This is a genomic window from Flavobacterium sp. C4GT6 (assembly GCF_036347315.1).
Taxonomy (GTDB): domain Bacteria; phylum Bacteroidota; class Bacteroidia; order Flavobacteriales; family Flavobacteriaceae; genus Flavobacterium.
The window spans coordinates 12,866-33,663 of sequence record NZ_JAZGZU010000002.1 but is presented as its reverse complement, the minus strand read 5'-3'; the positions used below and the strand labels follow the sequence as shown (position 1 = coordinate 33,663).

Here is a 20,798-nt window from a genome sequence, read left to right as displayed (position 1 = left end):
TTATGGTGTACTTGAAGAAACCTCAAGCACTTTTCCGTTATAGTATTTGTTTCCTGTTAAGGCAAAATCATAAATATAGTTAGCCATCTCGCCAGCCGAAAGCGGCGCCTCATACCCCGGGAATGCTTCCTGAAGCATTTCGGTATTTACTGCTCCAAGAGCAAGTACATTAAAAGCTATCCCCTGCTCTTTGTACTCCTCTGCCAAAAGCTCTGATAAAGTTATTACAGCACCTTTGCTCGAACTGTATGCAGCAAGTCCTGCAAACTTAACCGTACCTTTAACTCCACCAATACTGCTTATAGTAACTACATGAGCCCCTTTTTGCATAAAAGGAAGCACTACCCTGTTTAAGGCAGCTACCCCAAACACATTTACTTTATAAACATATTCAAACTCCTGAGCGGTAATTTGCTCAAACGGCTTATTAACAAGTGCACCGGCATTGTGTATTAAAACATCTACATTATGCCAAGTATTGGCTATGAAATCGTGTACTTTTTGCAGATTATCTTCTTCAGAAATATCAACTGCAAGACAGGAAATATTCTGGTTTTCTATAAATGCCTGCGGAACTTTTCTGGAAATCGCCAATACTTTATGACCGGAATTTGCAAACTGCAGTGCCAGCTCATAGCCTATTCCCCTACTCGTTCCTGTTATTATTATATTTTTCATTTAGTTCTTTAAAACAATTTCTCTGGTATCTGCATTAATCAGTTTCTCTGTAACAGGAATCATCTGCTGAATAAAATCAGTCATGTGAGCCGTATCCATTTCATCAAATTCATCACCGGGCTGATGGTAATAATGGAAGCTTTCCATATCAGTAGTACTGAATGTATGTGCCGGAATATTAAATTCAGAATAGAACGGATAGTTATCTGACGCTCTGAAAAGCTGGTACTTTATTGCAAAATCATAATATCCTATGAAAGTTTTTCCTGTATACTCGTTTATTTTACTGGCAAGATTAGATTTTCCATACCCTGTCATAAAGGCAACCATGTCTTTACCGGCAGGCATTGGCACACCTATCATCTCATAATTAAGCATAAGGTAAACATCCATATTTGCCTGTTTTAATTTTGCGGAAAGATGTTTAGAGCCTAATAAACCTTTCTCCTCTGCCGAAAAGAAACAAAATAAAATACTGCGTTTATTGGTTCTCTCTTTAGCATAGTAGTTTACCAGTTCGGCCACTGCTGTAGTACCCGATGCATTATCATCGGCACCATTATAAATACTGTCTCCGGCTACTGCCATACCTATACCCACATGATCATAATGAGCACCAATTACCACAACTTCATTTTTAAGTTTAGGATCATTCCCTTCAAGGTAACCTACTATATTGTAAGCCGGCTTAGGAAAATTAGACAATGTATCCCTGTATGTAGTAAAATAAGGCTTAACACTGTTTTTAGCTAAAACATCTTCAAGATACAATGCAGCCTTTTCAATTCCTTCACTACCACTGTCACGCCCTTCAAGCTCATCTGATGTTAAAAACTTAAGTGTATTTATTACACTCTCCTCACTAACCTGATAATTTTCAGGATTACTTTTTTTAACAGCGCACGATGTTAATAGCGCGATTAACGATGCGCTTAAAAAAACGGCTTTTTTCATTATCTTTTGTTTTGTTTTGCTAAAATACTAAAAAACAATTGCTATACCTAAAGGGATTTATAGCTGACTATGTTACCAAAAAAAATCCGCCCTGATAACCAGAACGGATTTGATATAATAAGCACCTTATAGCTTATGCAAGCATAGTTACAGGATTCTCAATATATTGTTTAAGTGTTTGCAGGAACTGAGCACCTGTAGCACCATCAATAGTACGGTGATCACAAGTAAGTGTTACTGTCATAGTATTACCTACTACAATTTGACCATCTTTAACAACCGGTTTCTGTACAATAGCACCTACCGAAAGGATCGCCGAGTTAGGCTGGTTGATGATAGAAGTAAACTCCTGTATACCAAACATACCTAAGTTAGAAACGGTAAAGGTACTACCATCCATCTCTGCCGGAGTAAGTTTTTTGTTTCTTGCTTTACCAGCAAGATCTTTCACGTTACCACCTATTTGAGAAAGACTCATTAGGTCAGTAAACGGAAGTACAGGAACTACAAGTCCGTCTTCTACAGCTACAGCAACACCAATACTAATATGTTTGTTGTATACAGTAACATCATCTTTCCACTGTGTATTTACCTGTGGATGTTTGCGAAGTGCCATTGCACTTGCTTTGATTACCATATCGTTAAACGATACTTTAGTATCTGGCACAGCATTAATCAGAGCACGGCTTGCGATAGCATTATCCATATCAAGCTCAACAGTTAAGCTGTATTCCGGTGCAGTGAATTTAGACTCCGCAAGACGACGCGCAATAGTTTTACGCATCTGGTTATTTTTAACTTCCTCTCTACTTACCTCACCTGCAGGAACAAACGGTTTTGCAGCCGGTGCAGCAGGAGCTTGAGCAGCAGCAGCCTGAGTAGCCGGTGCAGCCTGAGCAGTAGCAGGAGTAAAGTTCTCAACGTCTTTCTTAACAATTCTTCCGTTTTCACCTGTACCTTTTACCTGACCAAGGTTTATACCTTTTTCTTCAGCAATTTTACGGGCTAACGGAGAAGCAAAAATTCTACCACCATCATTAGTTACAGCAGCAGCCTCAGCTTTAGGAGCTTCAGCAGTTTCTGTTTTAGACTCAGCTGGTTTTTCTTCTTCTTTTGCTTCAGTAGAACCACCGGCCTGAAAGTTATCGGCAATACCGCTAACATCAGTACCTGCAGGACCTATTATAGCAAGAACGCTGTCTACCGGAGCAGACTGACCTTCCTGAATTCCAACATATAAAAGCGTACCTTCATTGAAAGATTCAAACTCCATTGTAGCTTTATCGGTTTCAATTTCAGCAAGGATATCACCTTCCTCTACTTTATCCCCCACTTTTTTAAGCCATGTAGCAACAGTACCTTCGGTCATGGTATCACTAAGACGAGGCATAGTAACCACCTTAACATCTTTAGGTAATTCTGCCGCAGGAGCCTTTTTCTCTTCTGCTTTTGGTGCAGCTTCTTCTTTTTTCTCCTCTGCAACAGGTGCAGCAGGAGCACTTCCATCGTTTAGAAGACCTGAAATATCTTCACCTTCTTTACCGATGATTGCAAGAAGTGAATCAACCGGAGCCGACTCGCCTTCCTGTATTCCTATATGAAGTAATGTACCGGCATGAAACGACTCAAATTCCATAGTCGCTTTATCTGTTTCAATCTCTGCCAGTATATCTCCTTCTTCTACTTTATCTCCAACTTTTTTTAGCCACGTAGCCACAACCCCTTCGGTCATGGTATCACTTAATCGTGGCATTGTAATAATTTCTGCCATTTTTATTGTAATTTATGTGGTATAAAAGGATAGTTTTCCTGATCGTAAACAACGTCATACATAACGCTTAGATCCGGGTACGGAGAATCTTCTGCAAATTTCTCGCACTCAGCAACAAGATCTTTCACTCTCTGATCGATTGTTTCAATCTCTTCTTCTGTAGCGTAGTTGTTTTCTTTGATAATATCAAGAACCTGAGCGATAGGGTCAATTTTTTTGTACTCCTCTACCTCTTCTTTAGTTCTGTAGTGTTGAGCATCACTCATTGAGTGACCTCTGTAACGATACGTTTTCATTTCAAGGAAAGTTGGACCTTCTCCTCTTCTCGCTCTTTCCATAGCTTCGTGCATTGCCTCAGCCACTTTCACAGGATTCATTCCGTCTACCGGCCCACATGGCATTTCATAACCAAGACCAAGTTTCCAGATATCTGTATGGTTAGCAGTCCTCTCTACAGAAGTACCCATTGCATAACCGTTGTTCTCTACAATAAACACTACAGGAAGTTTCCATAGCATTGCCATGTTGAAAGCTTCGTGAAGTGATCCCTGGCGTGCAGCACCATCACCAAAATAAGTAAGTGTTACACCGCCTGTTTCAAAATATTTATCGGCAAAAGCGATACCTGCTCCAACAGGAATTTGAGCTCCTACAATACCATGACCTCCATAAAACCCATGCTCCTTTGAGAAGATGTGCATAGATCCTCCAAGGCCTTTTGATGTACCTGTACCTTTACCTAAAAGCTCTGCCATTACTCTTCTTGGGTCTACACCCATACCTATTGGCTGAACGTGGTTACGGTAAGCAGTAATCATTTTATCCTTTGAAAGGTCCATTGCATGAAGGGCTCCGGCAAGTACTGCCTCCTGGCCATTATATAAGTGAAGGAAACCTCTAACTTTCTGCTGTATGTATAAAGCAGCAAGTTTGTCTTCAAACTTTCTCCAAAACTGCATGTCTTCATACCATTTCAGATAAACTTCTTTTGTAATTTCTTTCATTTCCTAATAGATGTTGCTAAATGTGTTCTTTAAAAAATTTGATTATGACGCAAAAAGTTTCCTCACACAAATTTGCGAATTGCAAAAATAACACATCCCGTTAATAACTAAAAAAATAAATCAAAGTATTTTAGGCTTTTTTTTGCACTACAAAATAAAAAAGGGATTTACAACAAATCCCTTTTTTATTTACTGTTATGATTAACTACTAATATTCGTCGTAGTCGTCTCCAAAATTAAATGACAGTGAGAAACGAAGTGTATTTTCAAGTGGGTTTCTTACCTGCGAAGCAGAGAATAAATAAGAAACATCTACTTTAACTACATTATATCTAAAACCTGCACCAAGTGATAAAAACTTACGCGCACCTTTCATTTCACTTTCGTTAAAATAACCTACTCTAAACATAAAGGCATCCTGGTAGCTATATTCAGCCCCAATAGAGTAAGTAACTTCTTTAAGCTCTTCGCTAAAACCATCGGGAGCATCTCCAAACGACTTAAATATACCCGAAACCCAACCTGTGTTTCTGTAATCCTGAAGATCTGAAGCATACTGAGCGTTAGCCGTCGCTTGCTCATCCTGAGTGATCTCTCCGTCACCGTTAGAATCTACCGCCTCAACAACAGCAGGAGGTGTAGGAACCAAAAGCTTGGTTAACTCTACATTTACCCCAATTTTATTATACTCATCGAAAATAAAGTCAAATCCACCACCTAATCTTAAGTTAGCCGGAAGGAAGTTTGCATTCTCTTCGCTATCATCATTATTATAATTGATTTTAGGCCCCATATTCTGGAAGTTAAAACCAGCTCTCCATCTACCGTCAAAATCAGAATAAGGAATCTCTTCAGACTGGTAGTAACCCGCCACATCAAAAGCAAATGTTGTTGCCGCACTGGCATCACCACCTCCTGCTGTTTCAGGAATCCTTAAATTGGAACTGATAAAACGACCTGCAACTGCCATAGAGAAACGCTCACTAAGTTTTAGCGAATAGGATAAATCCAGAGCAAGTTCGTTAGGACTTCTCACCACAGGCACATCATCCGGATTTTGCCTAAGCTCAATATCTCCTAATCCAAAATAACGAAGACTGGCACCAAAGGCACTCCTGTCGTTAAATCTGTTATAAAATGTTAGCTGAGCTAATGAAATATCGTTTGCAATATCAGTAAGGTAAGGAGTATAACTCGCAGACCCTCCATACTCTTTAAGCGCAAAAGCATATTTTGCCGGGTTCCACTGCTGCGAATAAACATCTGCAGAAGTAGCAACCCCCTGGTCTGCCATACCCGCTGCTCTGGCATCTGCAGCAATCAGTAAAAAAGGAACACCTGTAGTAATTACTCTCTCTGTTTGTGTTTGAGCCTTTGCCATTTGCACTCCTAAAAGAGCAAGAGCAAATAAAACTATTTTCTTCATTTTTTATTTTGAAAATTTTAAGGTAACAAATATAGTATTTTCTTATAGCAATACAAGTTTCTCATACTTTTCGGCCTTCTTATTTGTTGAAGCCGAGCGTACAGTGAGCTTATAAACATAAACTCCCTTACCAATACGATCACCAAAATCATCGCGTCCATCCCATTTTATATCCCTGCAAAGGAAACCTTCGGTAGTAACCGACTGGTTAATGGTTTTAACCACCTTTCCGCTAACGGTAAAAATCTGAACCTGCACATCAAGCGGTTCATATGGCCTGTTATGGGTAAACCAAAACTCTGTATAACTCACAAATGGGTTAGGATAATTAAGCACCTTTTCCAATCGTAACTCTTCATCGCCCACCACCACAAACTGTAACTCTGCCGTAACAGGATTATTGTACACATCCCAGGCTTTAAAAGTTAAAGTATGGAGTCCGGGTTCTAAACCGCTAAACGGATATCTCAGGCTACCATTAGTATAACTATCAACATTCGTTTCATAATAATCATTTAATATAAACGGATTTGTTTCATCCCCGTCCAGTATGGCTATTATATCATGACCAATACCACTCGCCGTATTTATACCATGCTCATCCTCCAGGAAAGCAAGAAATATTGGCGAATCATTAGTAATCCCACCAGATATAAATGACTCATCATTCATATACAACCTAACAGTAGGACCTGTAATATCTTCCTCTGCATTTTCGTTTATACCACCTATCTGTATAGAGTTATCATAGCCGGTTTGATCTTCCAGCACATTACCTCTTTTAGAATAAAAACTCACTCTACCATTACCAACAGGTATACGTATATCACGGGGAACAACAAAGTTAAACTCAAACTGACCTCCTGTTACCGAAGCATTACCTCTAAAAATCGCTTCACCAAGAGTATTGAAATCAAATTTCAAGCTATTATTATCAGGAAAATCATTAGCCAGTGTTTGCCTTTGTATCTCTTTATCAAACACTGTAACTCCTAATTCCCCATTATAAGTATTTAATGAATTACCCGCTTCATCTGTAACGCGCCCTGTCATTTTCACAAAAGAAAGTGCCTCTAAAACCTCTACCGACTGATCAACAGGAACATCATTCACAGCCATTAAGACAACTTTAGGCTTAGGAATAGCTAATTTAAGCGCAGGATCCCCAATAAATGAAACAACTCTTAAATTACTATCACTCGATTCAATTTTAGCCTGCCTCATAGCTTCGGCCATAGAAGGGTAATCACCCCCATCAAACGCGAATAACTTACCCGGAAGCTCTTGATTAAAATTAAAAGCCGCACTAACAAATATGGAACGCGTAGTTGTAATAAGACCTATAGCCCCACCTGCAGTGTTCCAATACAAATATTCACCACAGGTAGGCCTGTAGGGATTATCAAAACGGGTAAGCTCACAGGTAACAGTAACAAACAAAGGATACTTGTATTGATTATTTAGATTTTGAGCATCTGATTTTTCCAAAATTCTTTCAGCCGCCATTCCGTCTTCACCACCATGTCCTAAATAGTTAACTACAAGAGCACTATTATTTATGGTTCTTATAATTTGCTCCTTAGCCTGCGGATACCTAAACCCTCCCGATGAAGACTCCTGAACATAGGCATCAGTATATATTTTCCTAACGTTAATAAAAGGCTTATACTCTACAAGACCATCATAAGTATCTTCCATCTTATCAACAAATTGCTGACCACCGTCATCTAAATCATCTGAAATAAGAATAAACTCATTTCTCCATCTGCCATACGACTCTTCATTAAGATACTGCTCCACCTTATCTACCATTTCCCTTGCCTGAGACATACTACTAACCAGCATACGCCCAACAGCCACATCTGCCCCTAAAGGATCACTACCAAGCTGAGCCCCTTCCTCCGGATCCATAAGAACAAAAAAGTCATCTGAAACAAATGTTCTAGTAGAATTATAATTCGGTATCGAACCGGAAGGATCGTACCCGTGAAGCGTAGGCACTATATTAGTATTATTAGGAATACGGTTTTTAAAATCAAAAGACGCATCACCAAACAGGCAAACATATTTTATTTTATTTGCATCACTCGACGCATTATAATAAATATACTTTACCAAGTTTCTTATAGCAGCCACATCCTGTTTACCGGAAGAAAACTCCTGATAAATATTTTCAAGATTAACCACCTTTACATTAAGACCATTTCGCAACCTGTGTATGTTAGCCAATCTTTCTGCTTCAGAGTTCAATGAAACCGGAGTCACAATAAGATAATCTATATCCTCAAACTGCCCCTGACTACCATTAAATATAGTTCCTTTTATATTTTGATTAGCCACTCTGGCCTGACTTTCCCTTAACGGAGTATAAAAGTTTGAAGATACCACAGTAACATATTCCCTCACCTCTCCAGACTCTGCTTTGAATGAAAACTGGCTTTGCCCTCCTTCATTAACATATTTCGTTACATTATATATATCAGTAATATCCCAAACCTCACTTATCCCGGAAGCGTTAGACATTTGATACTCCAAAACCCCAGTATTACCCGAAGCCGCATTATATCTAAACCTAAACTGAGAACCGTTACCTTTTAAAAAACGTTTCGCTTTTAGAATAATATAGTCTAACCAGGCATTAGACCCCGGCACCCCACCATTACTATAAGAAAGATTTACAGTAATTGTACCGCCTGCCGGTGTGAATGTAGCCGTGTAACCATTATTTCCACCGGTACCATCTTCAGCCGAATCGTGCTCCTGAGCAGCAGCAAAAGATATTGCACCCAAATTTTGAGCATTAGCCATAACTGTCATTGAGGTTGGCACCACTGAATATGCCGCTGCATTAACCGTTACCGAAACTGGCGTACTTAAGTCTATATCAGGAACAGAAAATTCAAAATCCTGACTATTATTCACATTAAATTGCTCACCATGCCATTTCCTGCCTATCCTACCTATATTAACCAAATCCTCTTCATGATAATAATAATCATCAAAAGAAGTCACTGTTGCAGTAACAGGATTTGTAGGCTGAATTTGAGTAGTTATACGTTTCCCTTCCCCGCCCTGTGAAGTAACATAGTAATACGACCTGTTAGCAAACAGATTAGAATGGGTTTGACTTTCGGTATTCCAGTTATCAACACCTTCAGCATAGAAAAGTATATAATCAGAATCTCCAAAGTCACCATCGTCCTCTCCTATAAAAGCAATAGCATTTTCAGCAAGATCATCGGGATAAGGAATACTGTTTTTTAACGGAAGCATACGCCCACCGTTACCATATATCTTAATTCGTCTTGGATCGACATTAACATTAACACCTAGCTGCTGCAAAAAACTTTTGGATATCCTGTAAACCCCAGATCGCTCCACGTAAAACCTATGCCATTCACCGGAAGCTAAAACCGAATTAGTTACAACCTGAGTATCTTTAGGATTAAACCTACGCACTCCTGTAACAAAAGAGAAAGAAAAAGACTTCACTCTTTTATACCCTGAACCATCCTTTATAATAGGTGATAAATACAAATTAGCATACCAGTCATTACGGGCATGAGACGATACAATATTAGGTTTTAGTGATGTAGGTATTTTTTGCAGGTCAAGAATACCCAATTTTTCCGAAGTAACACTCTCATATATTATATTAGTAATTTGCAATGACGAAGCATCAACATAACCACTAACCGGGATATTAAGCCTAAAAAACAACTCCTTAGTTAAATACCTGTAATCCATATTAACATAGTCAAACTGCGGAATTGATACAACTACCCTGTCGGTAACCGTATACTTTTCCCCGTCTTTCCAGTTAACACTAACAGTATTTTGCTGACCAAAGGAAAGTAAAGAAAATAGTAATATAATAAGGAGTAAATTCTTTTTCATCAATTGTGACAACGTAAATAGTAAAAATATATTACGATACAGAAAAACTTTTTTTTCTGTCAAACGATTGCAATATTACTTCAAATAGTGCGTTATTTAAAAACACTATTAACATAATTTTGGAATTTTATTAAAAATTTTAAAAACGTGTTGCGGTTTAATGGTTAATTATTATATTGCGCCACGAAATTAATTACCTGCAGAAAGTATGAAAATTAACAAGATTACAGCTTTTAAACTGCTATTAGCAGTTACGGTAGCAGTTGGTTACACCAGTTGTAGCAAAAAAGGCAGTGGTAACACTTCCTCTGCAACCGGATGGAAAATCAATGACAAGAAGGGCGGTTTCCAGCACAACTCTAACTACAAACAACAGGAGCCAGCTCCCGGACTTGTAGAAGTAGAAGGTGGAACTTTTACCATGGGTAGAGTTCAGGATGACGTAATGCACGATTGGAATAATACTCCAAACCAACAGCACGTTCAATCTTTCTACATGGATGAAACCGAGGTTACCAATGTTATGTACATGGAATACCTTGACTGGTTAAAAAGAGTATACCCTCCAACAGAAGAGAATTACAGAAACATTTATGTAGGTGCACTTCCTGATACATTAGTATGGAGAAGCGCTCTTGGCTACAACGAAACTATGACCAATAACTACCTGAGACACCCTGCTTATGCAGACTATCCGGTAGTAGGGGTTAACTGGATTCAGGCAGTTGAGTTTTGTGACTGGAGAACAAACCGTGTAAATGAGTCTATACTTGAGAAAGAAGGCTACCTTAAAAGAGATGCCAAAATTCTTGATGTAACAGCCGAAAACAACTTTGATACAGAAACTTACCTTGAAAGCCCTACAAAAGCTTATGGTGGTAACGAAGAAGTTGTTCTTAGAGGTCGTAACAATAAATTAGCAGGTGACGACGAAGCTACAAACGTTTATGCTCAAAGAACTTCAGGATTAATTTCACCTGAATACAGACTACCAACAGAGGCCGAGTGGGAATATGCTGCTGTAGCTCTTGTAGGTAACCGTGAGTACAACATTTACCGTGGTAGTAAAAAATACCCATGGAAAGGTCAATACACACGTTCTGGTAAAAGACAAAAAAGAGGTGATCAGTTAGCTAACTTCAAACAAGGTAAAGGTGACTACGGAGGAATTGCAGGATGGTCTGATGACAATGCAGACATTACTGCTCCTGTAAAAACTTACCCACCAAACGACTTTGGTCTTTATGACATGGCTGGTAACGTAGCCGAATGGGTTGCCGATGTTTACCGTCCTATTATAGACGATGAAGCTAGTGACTTTAACTACTACAGAGGTAACGTTTACATGAAAAATCAAATTGGTGAAGACGGTAGAGCCGAGATTGTAACTTCTGAAACTATCGAATACGATACTTTAAGTAACGGTAGAATTCAATACAGAAACCTTCCTGGTCAAATCGCAAGAACTCCAATTACGGAAGAAGATGTATACCTAAGACAAAACTATACTAAAAGTGATAACCGTAACTTTAGAGATGGTGACAGACAGTCTACTCGTTTCTATGACTACGGAGGTTCATCTGAAGAAGGTGTTAGTACTACAGACCAAATGTATGACTCACCTCAACACACAGTTGAAACTGATAGTTTAGGTAACATGGTAAGATCATGGGATAAATCTAACAAGAGAACTACACTTATTAACGATAATGTAAGAGTTTACAAAGGTGGTTCATGGAGAGACAGAGCTTACTGGTTAGACCCTGCTCAAAGAAGATACTACCCACAGGATATGGCTACAGACTTCATCGGATTCAGATGTGCAATGTCTAAAGTTGGTCCTAAGTCTACTAAAAAATCAGCTAGACACCGCGGTTAATCAAAGACTAAAATCTTTATATATAAAAAAATAAAGCCCTATCTTAGGGCTTTATTTTTTTATATACATATGACAACTACCGAAGAACTACACAAGTACTTCCTATCATGCGGAACTGTTACTACAGATACCCGAAAAATAGAAAAAGGATCTCTTTTCATCGCCCTGAAAGGCGAAAGATTTGACGCTAACACTTTTGCTGAAGAGGCTTTAAAAAAAGGTGCCGCTTATGCCGTAGTTGACAATCCGGAATACAAAACAAACGATAAAATACTGCTTGTAGAAAACGGACTTACCGCCCTACAGCAACTGGCAAAATACCACAGGCATTATTTAGGCCTACCTGTTATTGCATTAACCGGTAGTAACGGAAAAACCACAACTAAAGAGCTTATAAACGCTGTACTTTCCAAAAAGTACAATACTACAGCTACCATAGGCAACCTCAACAACCATATAGGCGTACCCCTTACCCTACTTTCATTCACAAAAGATACTGAAATAGGCATTGTTGAAATGGGCGCCAATCACAAAAAAGAAATAGAACAATTATGCGAAATAGCCGAACCTAACTTTGGATATATAACCAATTTCGGCAAGGCACACCTGGAAGGCTTCGGAGGAGTAGAAGGTGTTATAGAAGGAAAAAGTGAATTATACACGTATCTTAAATCTCATACCAAAACTGCCTTTGTAAACCTGGACGACCCTATTCAGGACAAAAAAACCGAAGACATGTCACGCATTACTTTTGCTGTTGATGAATACAACTGTGACATCCGCATAAACCAAATAGAAGCCAACCCAATGGTTACGGTAAAATATAACGGACTGGAAATACATTCCAATCTTATAGGAATTTATAACGCTAATAATATAAATGCTGCCATAACCATAGGAACTAATTTTAAAATAAGTGATCACAAAATAAAGGAAGCAATTGAAAACTACACTCCTAACAATAACAGGTCTCAAATTATAGAAAAAAACGGAAACCATATTATAATGGATGCCTATAATGCAAACCCAAGCAGTATGGAAGCAGCATTAAACAACCTGATACAACTTGAAGGCAATTCTAAAATAGCAATACTGGGAGACATGTTTGAATTGGGAGAAGAAAGCCTTGAAGAACACAAAAAGCTGGTAGAGAAACTATCTCACACTCCTAGCATAACAACCCATTTTATAGGAAAAGATTTCTTTGCTAATAAAATTAGCAATGACCATTTAAACTTCTACGAGAGTTTTGATGACTTTAAATCATATATGGAAAAAGCCAAACCTATGGAAAAAACCATACTAATAAAAGGCTCACGAGGGATGGCTCTCGAAAGAACCCTGGATATCATATAAAACATAACGCTTTCATTTTGAAGGCGTTTTTTTTATTTAAAACTTTTTATTTATAAATAAATGAATATTCATTTATTTATATACCTTTGTTTTCTCACAACACTACCATATGAGAACAAGGGATACAGATAAGGAAAAACTGGTTTACACAAAAGCTGTAGAACAGATTGTAAACGAAGGCTTCAACACCTTTAGCATGAATAAACTCGCCAAGGCTTGCAACATATCTGTAGCTACCCTCTATATATATTATAAAGACAAAGATGACCTTATAAAAAAAATAGGAACCACGATTGCAGAAAAATTCTTCAGCATGGTCATTAACGATTTCAATCCAAAAATGCCTTTTGAAGAAGGTATGTGGATACAATGGAGAAACAGGTCTGCTTTTGCTTTAGAGAACCCCATGGAGGTATCCTGCTTTGAGATTATGAAACATTCTCCCTATGCAGATGAGATATTAAAAACAGGAGAGTTAAGCATGTTTAAGCAATATATGACAGAGTTTTTTGAGCATGCAATAAAGAACAAAGAATTAAACCCTATAAGCTTAGATGTTTTTTGGAGTATAGCTTATGGGCCCTTATATAGTCTACTCGGTTTTCACAGGGAAGGCAAAAGCATAGGAGGACGACCTTTCATCCTAACCCAAGAAATAATGAAAGAAACTTTTGACCTAATGATAAAAGGTCTAAAACCCTGACAAAATGAAACAAATAAACCCTCAGATATTAGTATTTAAAACCGACATAACTGAATTATGCGGCAACTGCGAAGTTGCCAAAAAACTTAACATGCACCCATTAATCAACGAATGGTCTATAGATACTGAAGATAAGGATAACGTTTTAAGAGTAGTAACTACTAACATTGTACCACAACAGATAGTACAACTGGTTACAGAGTCCGGACACTACTGCAGTGAACTATAAACAAATCATCAATATAAATCATCAATCAAAAAAATGAACGTTAAAAAAGGAATTGCAAAATTCACATCACATCAAAAACTGGTGATAGCCATGCTGGCACTAACGCAGTTTACCGTAATACTCGACTTTATGGTTATATCTCCACTGGGAGATATCCTTATGAAAAGTCTGGACATGACTACAGCAAACTTTGGTTTTGCCGTATCGGCCTATGCCTTTAGCGCAGGGATAGCAGGGCTTCTTGCAGCAGGATTTGCCGATAAGTTTGACCGTAAAAAACTCCTTATTTTCTTTTACACAGGGTTCATATTAGGAACATTTTGCTGTGCAATGGCAAACAGTTATTTAACTCTCGTTGCAGCAAGAATTGTGACTGGTCTTTTTGGTGGCGTTATCGGGTCGGTATCACTGGCAATAGTAACAGATTTGTTTCTACTGGAACAACGAGGCCGTGTAATGGGATTTATACAAATGGCTTTTGCAACAAGCCAGATACTTGGAATACCTCTTGGACTTTATTTTGCCAATAATTGGGGATGGCATTCGTCATTCCTTATGATAGTAATACTGGCGGTAGTAATACTTGCCCTAATTATCATTAAACTGGAACCTGTAAACAAACATCTTGAAATTAAATCAGATAAAAATCCGTTTATACATTTATTACACACACTAACAAATAAAAGGTATCAAACAGGTTTTACTGCAATTGCCATACTATCGGTAGGAGGTTTTATGCTACAACCATTTGGAACTGCTTATCTGGTAAACAACATCAAGGTGAGTCATGAAGAACTACCTATAATATTCTTTTTCACAGGGCTTGCAGTATTGTTCATCATGCCAATGGTTGGTAAACTAAGTGACAGAATGAGCAAGCTTAAGCTATTCACTATAGGCTCACTTATCTCAATAGTGATGATATTAATATATACTAACCTACCCCCTATCCCGGTATGGCAAATTATAGTAATAAACATGATACTGTTTATGGGCATAATGAGCCGAATGGTACCTGCAACGACATTAAATACTGCCGTGCCCGAAACACAGGATCGAGGTGCTTATATGGCAATAACCTCATCGTTGCAGCAAATTGCAGGTGGTATAGCCGCTGTATGTGCCGGGTATATAGTACATCAGGAAACCAAAACAAGTCCGCTTATAAATTATGATGTATTAGGTTACGTGATTAGTATAATAACGCTACTATCAATACTGCTTATACTAAGAGTAGATATTTTAATAAACCCAAAAATAGAAACACCTGTACCTGCTCCGGTAAAAGCATAAACATCAATCAAAATATGTAGTTTAAAAGGCCCTATTTATATGGGGCTTTTTCACACAACAAACAAAACAAGATATTCCTTACCTTTTTACTATGCATCCCGAATTTGAGAAATACCTGAAAGAAAACACCGGTCTTACCGAAGACGCCATACATCACATAAGTAGCAAGGCTTTCGATAAAACATTACGCCGCAATGAACTTTTGTTACAGGCAGGAGATATTTGCAGGTACAAAGTATTTATTGCTAAAGGATTACTTCGCACCTATAGCATTGATGCAAACGGTAATGAACACATACTGCAATTTACACCAGAACATTCATGGACTCTGGACGTAGAGAGTTATGACAAAGAAATACCAGCCGAAACAAACATAGGAGCCACTGAACCCACCGAAGTATTACTGTGGACGAAAGACGATTTCAACAGACTGTTAAGCGAAGTCCCAGAGCTTACCAAACTATCCCAACAGGTAATATCACGCAATATATACTACAGCAAGCAACGTATACTAACAACACTTAGCGGCACACCCGAGGAAAAATATGACGATTTTATACAGCGTTTCCCAAACCTACTATCAAGATTGCCTTTACGAATGATAGCCTCATACCTTGGCATCTCCATTAAAACGCTTACAAGAATACGCCACAACCAGTCACAGCGATAACCCAAAATATGGTCATTTGACCATATTTTTAGGTTTGTTTTTAACGTGCTTTGTTATAATTAAAAACTTAATATCATGCGTGTATTTGTAACAGGAGCCTCAGGTTTTGTAGGCTCAGCAGTAGTAAACGATTTAATAGCATCCGGTATACAGGTACTTGGACTGGTACGATCGCAGGCTTCGGCAGAAAAAATAAAAGATTCAGGAGCTGAGATACTAATGGGCGATATCAATGACCCGGAAATTATCCGTAAAGGAGCCACTTCATGTGATGCCGTAATTCACACTGCCTTTAACCACGATTTTTCCAGATACAAGGAAAACTGCGAAGGCGATAGAAAGGTCATTGAGATTTTTACAGATACTCTTTTAGACACTAAAAAACCATTGGTTGTAACATCTGGCGTTGGGATACTGCGTAGTGAAAAAGCTATTACCGAAGATGATACCCCGGCCAGTTCAGCATCAGTACCTAGAGCCGCATCTGAAGAAGCTGCGCTCGAAGCAAGATCAAAAGGCGTTAATGCCTATATAGTACGCCTGCCAATAGTACATGGAAAAGACGATCATGGCTTTATCCCTATTGTTATAGGGATGGATAAGGAAAACGGACAGTCGGGCTACATAGGCGACGGACTTAACAGATGGCCTGCAGCGCACCGAAAGGACGTTGCCAGCTTATACCGACTCATTGTAGAAAAACAACCGCAACAGGTCGTTTTTCACCCTGTAGCCGAAGAAGGAGTACATTTTAAGGAAATTGCCCGTATTATTAGCAAAAACACCTCTCTACCTCTAAAAAGCCTAAATGAAGCAGAAGCGGAAACCCACTTTACCTGGTTCAAACACTTTGCTGCCATGAATGGTTATGCCTCGAGTGAGAAAAGCCAAAAAGTACTTGGCTGGACACCTCAACAAATAGGAATACTGGAAGACCTGAGTAAAAATTATTTTTAAATCAAAAGCCCTCACTTGAGGGCTTTTGTTTATATAGTCTCACAGGCAGCAATCGATGTTAGCGGTGCGTATTTACCTGTTACTCTTTACTCTTTAAGTCGTTTAATAATTTGTCAATACTTTTTGAAATATCTAACTGAGACAAATTATTCCCAACTCCCAATGAGTAGATATTATCACAAATCTCAACAAGCCTTCCGAACAAAGAACCTTCACCAGGAGACCATGTCTCGCCAATTTTTACCTCTCCATTTTTGTCGGTTGTTGTAAAATAATATGTCACTCCGTCAAGCCCCATTAAATTATCTTCCGGCTCCTTGATCTGCTCCTCTAATAGTTCGAATAAATCAACAATTTTAAGATACAAATCGTTGGTTAATTCCGTCTTGTTTGAAATTAGTCTAACTTTCTTTTTATTTTTCGCATACCAATAATTCTCAGACAGTCTATTACTTACTACATAATTTCTCCCCTCTATTCTCTCTACAGAAAAAGAGTATTCATTAGAAAAAGATGGCATTGATGTATATATCGCTATAGGTTTTTCCGAATATCCTTTATACAATAACGGAAAAACATTATCGTAATATTCTTTTAAAACTCCGTCATATTTTTTAAAGTCTCTTACAGGTTCCAAATGTTGCTTTTGTCCAAAACTTAAAAATGTTATAAAAATAAAAGTCAATATTAAAATGGTCTTTTTCATTTTGTAGTATATTGATGCTAAAATTATTTTTCACCAAACTACTCATTACTTGTTGTGTGAAAAATAAATATAGCTGCATTTCATTAAATTAACGACTAATATAAGTATTCTCATGTAATTTAGACACTTACAACACCGGGAACTTTGATAAACAAAAAAGCCATTGGAATCCAATGGCTTTTTTGTTGTTGTGGGCGATGAGGGATTCGAACCCCCGACCCCCTCGGTGTAAACGAGGTGCTCTGAACCAACTGAGCTAATCGCCCGATATGCCTGCAATCTCGTCCCTTAATCAGTTCCTTATTGCGAGTGCAAATATAAACGGTTTTTTGTATTTGAGTCTCAATTTTTTCAAAAAAATATCATAGCAATTCATCCATTCAACACCTAAAAAAACAACTTATTCATATACAAACAGTTTAGTCGAAAAAATACCCAGTAATAGGTATTTCAGAGTATCAAAAAAGTAAAGAATTTTACATGATCACCTAACATTAAATAAAATATCATGATTAAAAAACTTTTAACCCTTATTGTTTTACTCTTACTAAACACCATGCAGGGGCAGGAAAGCTTTGATTTAGGATTTGATTCTAACAAAAAAAGCGTTTATGATGTTACAACAGGTAAAGAAACTATTATACCTGTAGAAATTATAGGAAAAAATATATCTAAAAATTTTATAGACAGTAAATTTAAATTCTCTGTAGAGACCGATAGTGCCAAAACCGTTTTACCTTACACAAAGATACTCTTCAACAATAAAAAATCTTATGAAAAGACATTTTCAGAATTTAAAAAAGACAAGTCAAAAATTGTTAGAGAGACCGTTTATATAAGTATTAAACCCGACTCTGTTATCCCCGAAAAATCAAATCTTACCTTAAAATTAATTGTAAAAGATTCTTTAGGCCGAATTATTACAGACGAAAACACTGCTTTTAACAAGACAATAGTATTGAATCTCGAAAGTGGTTCTAACGCGCCCTATAGTAAGTACAAAAACCTTTCGTACATAGGAACAAATTTTGATTTAGTAGAGGGAGTAAAAGCCCAAAACCTCTTTTTTGCAACAAACATATTATCTCATCCGTCAAAAAATTCGAAAACGGGTTTTTATCTTAGCCTATACGGTAACCGCGCCATGAGCAATACCGAAAATATAGATGAGAACTATATAACCACAGAAGTTATTCCCTTTGACAGTATTCAGGCAATAAGAGTAAGAGAAATGGTCTCATCAACACGAACTACAACTACAGATAATATTGGCGCACACTTTAGCACACTACACCCCATATTTGGCACCCTGAAAAGTAAGAGCGAATTTAAAACATACTTAACAGCATCTATTGAGTTTATATGGAAACGTACAAACATATCAACTGAGTATGGCGAGGTTAAACACGTAGATTCAATACTATCTAACAGTTCAATAAGAAACCACTTAGTACTAAACAGCTTACAGCCCAGCACTCAATCAGTCAATGAGTATGCGTTTCATTTAGGACCCGGAATATTTTTAGCATTAGAGAATGATGATATTAGCATAAGAATACATCATACTATAGGTTATGCCTCAAACTATTTTTTAACCCCCAGCTCCATTAATTCAACCGAAGTAAAAGTTGAACAGAAAAAAGACATATTTTATACCGGGCGCGCATGGATAACCGAACCTAAAACAGGACTTACATTACAGGCAGAAATAAACAATCAGCTTAAAAACCCAAGGCCATTTTATGTAGTAACCCTCTCAAAAGCCTTTAAACTGGATAAGCTTGCCGGCTTTTTCTCTCCTGTAACAGCAAGATAAAAGTAAATATAGCCTAAATATCCTCACACTATAAAATGCAAAAAGCCGAAACTTTCGTTTCGGCTTTTTCTGTGGGCGATGAGGGATTCGAACCCCCGACCCCCTCGGTGTAAACGAGGTGCTCTGAACCAACTGAGCTAATCGCCCGATATGTTTGCAACTTCGTTACTATACTAGTTCCTTATTGCGAGTGCAAATATAGACCGTTTTTTTGTATTTGCAAACATTATTTTAAAAAATTATAAAATTTCCGCAACCACAAATGTACTTCCGCCTACATAAATAAAGTCAGTTTGATCGGCATCTGCCAAAGCATTTTTATAAGCATCTGCTACAGAAGAGTATACTTTTCCCTTCAAATCGTAACCCAAAAATTTATCCTGAAGATTTTTTGCATCAAGGCCACGCATAACATTTGGTTTACAAAAGTAATAAATGGCATTTTTAGGCATTAACGGTAAAATTTCGGTTAGATCCTTATCGTTTACCACTCCAAAAACAATCCTTAAATCCTTAAATTTTTGCTGCGCTATCTGGTTTAGTACAATTTTTAGTCCGTGACTGTTGTGTGCCGTATCACAAACCGCTATAGGATTTTGGTGTATTATCTGCCACCTACCCATAAAACCGGTATTTTTTACCACATTTAGCAGTCCCTTTACCAAGACTTCTTCGGTAATATTAAAATGATGCTTTAAAACATTTATGGTTGCCAAAACCGTTTTCCTGTTCTGCTTTTGGTAGTCCCCGGTTAAATCAGATTCATAAAACGGAAAATCAACATCAGAAGCAAAAGTTATATCCGATTGCATTTCCTGAGCTTTGGTTTCAAAAACCGACTTGGTTTCAGGTGTATATTCCCCTACCACTACCGGAACATTGTTTTTAATAATACCCGCTTTCTCAAAGGCTATTTTCTCCAGGGTATCACCAAGAAACTGAGTATGATCAAAACCAATATTGGTTATAACCGATACCAACGGAGTTATAATATTGGTAGAATCGAGCCTACCTCCCATTCCGGTTTCAACAATAGCCACATTTACTTTCTCCTTGGTAAAATAGTCGAACGCCAAACCAACGGTCATTTCAAAAAAACTAAGCTGACTTGCTTCAAAAAACGACTTGTTTTGAGCCATGAAATCCATTACGAATTCCTTAGATATATCCTGACCGTTTATTTTTATACGTTCCCTAAAATCCTTTAGGTGGGGTGAAGTATACAAACCTACCTTATACCCTGCCTCCTGCAGTATAGAAGCCAGCATATTTGATACCGATCCTTTACCGTTTGTACCGGCAACATGAACCGATTTAAATCCGTTCTCAGGGTTATTTAAATGCTTTGCCAATAACAGCGTATTGGTAAGATCTTTTTTAAATGCAGAAGCCCCCTGTGTTTGATACATGGGCAACTGGTTAAACATCCACTCTATGGTTTCCTGATATGTCATAATAA

General features: G+C 37.8%; 16 protein-coding genes and 2 tRNA genes. 8 read left to right on the top strand and 10 right to left on the bottom strand.

What is annotated here, in order from left to right; all coding sequences use genetic code 11:
* The 6 genes from V3Z67_RS02380 to porU all read right to left on the bottom strand — a co-directional run bounded on the left by V3Z67_RS02380 (nucleotide 1) and on the right by porU (nucleotide 9,730).
* The gene (locus V3Z67_RS02380; RefSeq protein WP_330441815.1) at nucleotides 1-678 is read right to left on the bottom strand and encodes an SDR family NAD(P)-dependent oxidoreductase; all 678 of its coding nucleotides are present in this window, start codon (nucleotides 676-678) and stop codon (nucleotides 1-3) included.
* A complete protein-coding gene (locus tag V3Z67_RS02375) occupies nucleotides 679-1,632 on the bottom strand; it encodes a M28 family metallopeptidase (protein WP_330441814.1) in 954 nt (317 codons plus the stop codon).
* Between the two features lie 133 nt (nucleotides 1,633-1,765).
* Entirely contained in the window at nucleotides 1,766-3,403 is a 1,638-nt protein-coding gene (locus V3Z67_RS02370; protein ID WP_330441813.1) for a pyruvate dehydrogenase complex dihydrolipoamide acetyltransferase, read from the bottom strand.
* A 2-nt stretch (nucleotides 3,404-3,405) separates the two neighbouring features.
* Nucleotides 3,406-4,407: a pyruvate dehydrogenase (acetyl-transferring) E1 component subunit alpha gene (gene pdhA / locus V3Z67_RS02365; RefSeq protein WP_330441812.1), complete on the bottom strand. Its 1,002-nt coding sequence runs from the start codon at nucleotides 4,405-4,407 to the stop codon at nucleotides 3,406-3,408.
* A 208-nt stretch (nucleotides 4,408-4,615) separates the two neighbouring features.
* Nucleotides 4,616-5,833: a type IX secretion system outer membrane channel protein PorV gene (gene porV, locus V3Z67_RS02360; RefSeq protein WP_330441811.1), complete on the bottom strand. Its 1,218-nt coding sequence runs from the start codon at nucleotides 5,831-5,833 to the stop codon at nucleotides 4,616-4,618.
* Nucleotides 5,834-5,875: 42 nt separating this feature from the next.
* Nucleotides 5,876-9,730 (bottom strand): type IX secretion system sortase PorU, encoded by a 3,855-nt coding sequence (gene porU / locus V3Z67_RS02355; protein ID WP_330441810.1) that lies wholly within the window; start codon nucleotides 9,728-9,730, stop codon nucleotides 5,876-5,878.
* Nucleotides 9,731-9,938: 208 nt separating this feature from the next.
* Between porU and gldJ the strand changes: the two genes are divergently transcribed.
* The 7 genes from gldJ (at nucleotide 9,939) to V3Z67_RS02320 (ending at nucleotide 16,817) form a co-directional block, all read left to right on the top strand.
* Nucleotides 9,939-11,609, top strand: coding sequence for a gliding motility lipoprotein GldJ (gene gldJ / locus V3Z67_RS02350; protein ID WP_330441809.1), 1,671 nt, complete (start codon nucleotides 9,939-9,941; stop codon nucleotides 11,607-11,609).
* A gap of 69 nt (nucleotides 11,610-11,678) precedes the next feature.
* Entirely contained in the window at nucleotides 11,679-12,965 is a 1,287-nt protein-coding gene (locus V3Z67_RS02345) for a UDP-N-acetylmuramoyl-tripeptide--D-alanyl-D-alanine ligase (protein WP_330441808.1), read from the top strand.
* 109 nt (nucleotides 12,966-13,074) lie between these two features.
* Nucleotides 13,075-13,668: a TetR/AcrR family transcriptional regulator gene (locus V3Z67_RS02340; RefSeq protein WP_330441807.1), complete on the top strand. Its 594-nt coding sequence runs from the start codon at nucleotides 13,075-13,077 to the stop codon at nucleotides 13,666-13,668.
* 4 nt (nucleotides 13,669-13,672) lie between these two features.
* A complete protein-coding gene (locus tag V3Z67_RS02335; RefSeq protein ID WP_330441806.1) occupies nucleotides 13,673-13,897 on the top strand; it encodes a hypothetical protein in 225 nt (74 codons plus the stop codon).
* A 33-nt stretch (nucleotides 13,898-13,930) separates the two neighbouring features.
* On the top strand, nucleotides 13,931-15,190 hold the full coding sequence (locus tag V3Z67_RS02330; RefSeq protein ID WP_330441805.1) for an MFS transporter: 1,260 nt from the start codon (nucleotides 13,931-13,933) through the stop codon (nucleotides 15,188-15,190).
* 91 nt (nucleotides 15,191-15,281) lie between these two features.
* A complete protein-coding gene (locus tag V3Z67_RS02325; RefSeq protein WP_330441804.1) occupies nucleotides 15,282-15,860 on the top strand; it encodes a Crp/Fnr family transcriptional regulator in 579 nt (192 codons plus the stop codon).
* A 75-nt stretch (nucleotides 15,861-15,935) separates the two neighbouring features.
* The gene (locus V3Z67_RS02320) at nucleotides 15,936-16,817 is read left to right on the top strand and encodes an SDR family oxidoreductase (protein WP_330441803.1); all 882 of its coding nucleotides are present in this window, start codon (nucleotides 15,936-15,938) and stop codon (nucleotides 16,815-16,817) included.
* A gap of 79 nt (nucleotides 16,818-16,896) precedes the next feature.
* On the opposite strand, the gene V3Z67_RS02315 is transcribed toward V3Z67_RS02320, so the two are convergent.
* Nucleotides 16,897-17,523, bottom strand: a complete 627-nt coding sequence (locus tag V3Z67_RS02315) for a hypothetical protein (RefSeq protein WP_330441802.1) — start codon at nucleotides 17,521-17,523, stop codon at nucleotides 16,897-16,899.
* A 191-nt stretch (nucleotides 17,524-17,714) separates the two neighbouring features.
* A tRNA-Val gene (locus V3Z67_RS02310) sits at nucleotides 17,715-17,789 on the bottom strand.
* Nucleotides 17,790-18,031: 242 nt separating this feature from the next.
* Between V3Z67_RS02310 and V3Z67_RS02305 the strand changes: the two genes are divergently transcribed.
* A complete protein-coding gene (locus V3Z67_RS02305) occupies nucleotides 18,032-19,339 on the top strand; it encodes a hypothetical protein (RefSeq protein ID WP_330441801.1) in 1,308 nt (435 codons plus the stop codon).
* Nucleotides 19,340-19,411: 72 nt separating this feature from the next.
* On the opposite strand, the gene V3Z67_RS02300 is transcribed toward V3Z67_RS02305, so the two are convergent.
* Nucleotides 19,412-19,486, bottom strand: a tRNA-Val gene (locus V3Z67_RS02300).
* Between the two features lie 92 nt (nucleotides 19,487-19,578).
* Nucleotides 19,579-20,793: a bifunctional folylpolyglutamate synthase/dihydrofolate synthase gene (locus tag V3Z67_RS02295; protein ID WP_330441800.1), complete on the bottom strand. Its 1,215-nt coding sequence runs from the start codon at nucleotides 20,791-20,793 to the stop codon at nucleotides 19,579-19,581.
* Nucleotides 20,794-20,798: the final 5 nt, after the last annotated feature.

Bases quoted from the DNA above. Each gene is read 5' to 3' on its own strand.
- V3Z67_RS02380 (WP_330441815.1), bottom strand. From the start codon at position 678: ATGAAAAATATAATAATAACAGGAACGAGTAGGGGAATAGGCTATGAG.
- V3Z67_RS02375 (WP_330441814.1), bottom strand. From the start codon at position 1,632: ATGAAAAAAGCCGTTTTTTTAAGCGCATCGTTAATCGCGCTATTAACA.
- V3Z67_RS02370 (WP_330441813.1), bottom strand. From the start codon at position 3,403: ATGGCAGAAATTATTACAATGCCACGATTAAGTGATACCATGACCGAA.
- pdhA (WP_330441812.1), bottom strand. From the start codon at position 4,407: ATGAAAGAAATTACAAAAGAAGTTTATCTGAAATGGTATGAAGACATG.
- porV (WP_330441811.1), bottom strand. From the start codon at position 5,833: ATGAAGAAAATAGTTTTATTTGCTCTTGCTCTTTTAGGAGTGCAAATG.
- porU (WP_330441810.1), bottom strand. From the start codon at position 9,730: ATGAAAAAGAATTTACTCCTTATTATATTACTATTTTCTTTACTTTCC.
- gldJ (WP_330441809.1), top strand. From the start codon at position 9,939: ATGAAAATTAACAAGATTACAGCTTTTAAACTGCTATTAGCAGTTACG.
- V3Z67_RS02345 (WP_330441808.1), top strand. From the start codon at position 11,679: ATGACAACTACCGAAGAACTACACAAGTACTTCCTATCATGCGGAACT.
- V3Z67_RS02340 (WP_330441807.1), top strand. From the start codon at position 13,075: ATGAGAACAAGGGATACAGATAAGGAAAAACTGGTTTACACAAAAGCT.
- V3Z67_RS02335 (WP_330441806.1), top strand. From the start codon at position 13,673: ATGAAACAAATAAACCCTCAGATATTAGTATTTAAAACCGACATAACT.
- V3Z67_RS02330 (WP_330441805.1), top strand. From the start codon at position 13,931: ATGAACGTTAAAAAAGGAATTGCAAAATTCACATCACATCAAAAACTG.
- V3Z67_RS02325 (WP_330441804.1), top strand. From the start codon at position 15,282: ATGCATCCCGAATTTGAGAAATACCTGAAAGAAAACACCGGTCTTACC.
- V3Z67_RS02320 (WP_330441803.1), top strand. From the start codon at position 15,936: ATGCGTGTATTTGTAACAGGAGCCTCAGGTTTTGTAGGCTCAGCAGTA.
- V3Z67_RS02315 (WP_330441802.1), bottom strand. From the start codon at position 17,523: ATGAAAAAGACCATTTTAATATTGACTTTTATTTTTATAACATTTTTA.
- V3Z67_RS02305 (WP_330441801.1), top strand. From the start codon at position 18,032: ATGATTAAAAAACTTTTAACCCTTATTGTTTTACTCTTACTAAACACC.
- V3Z67_RS02295 (WP_330441800.1), bottom strand. From the start codon at position 20,793: ATGACATATCAGGAAACCATAGAGTGGATGTTTAACCAGTTGCCCATG.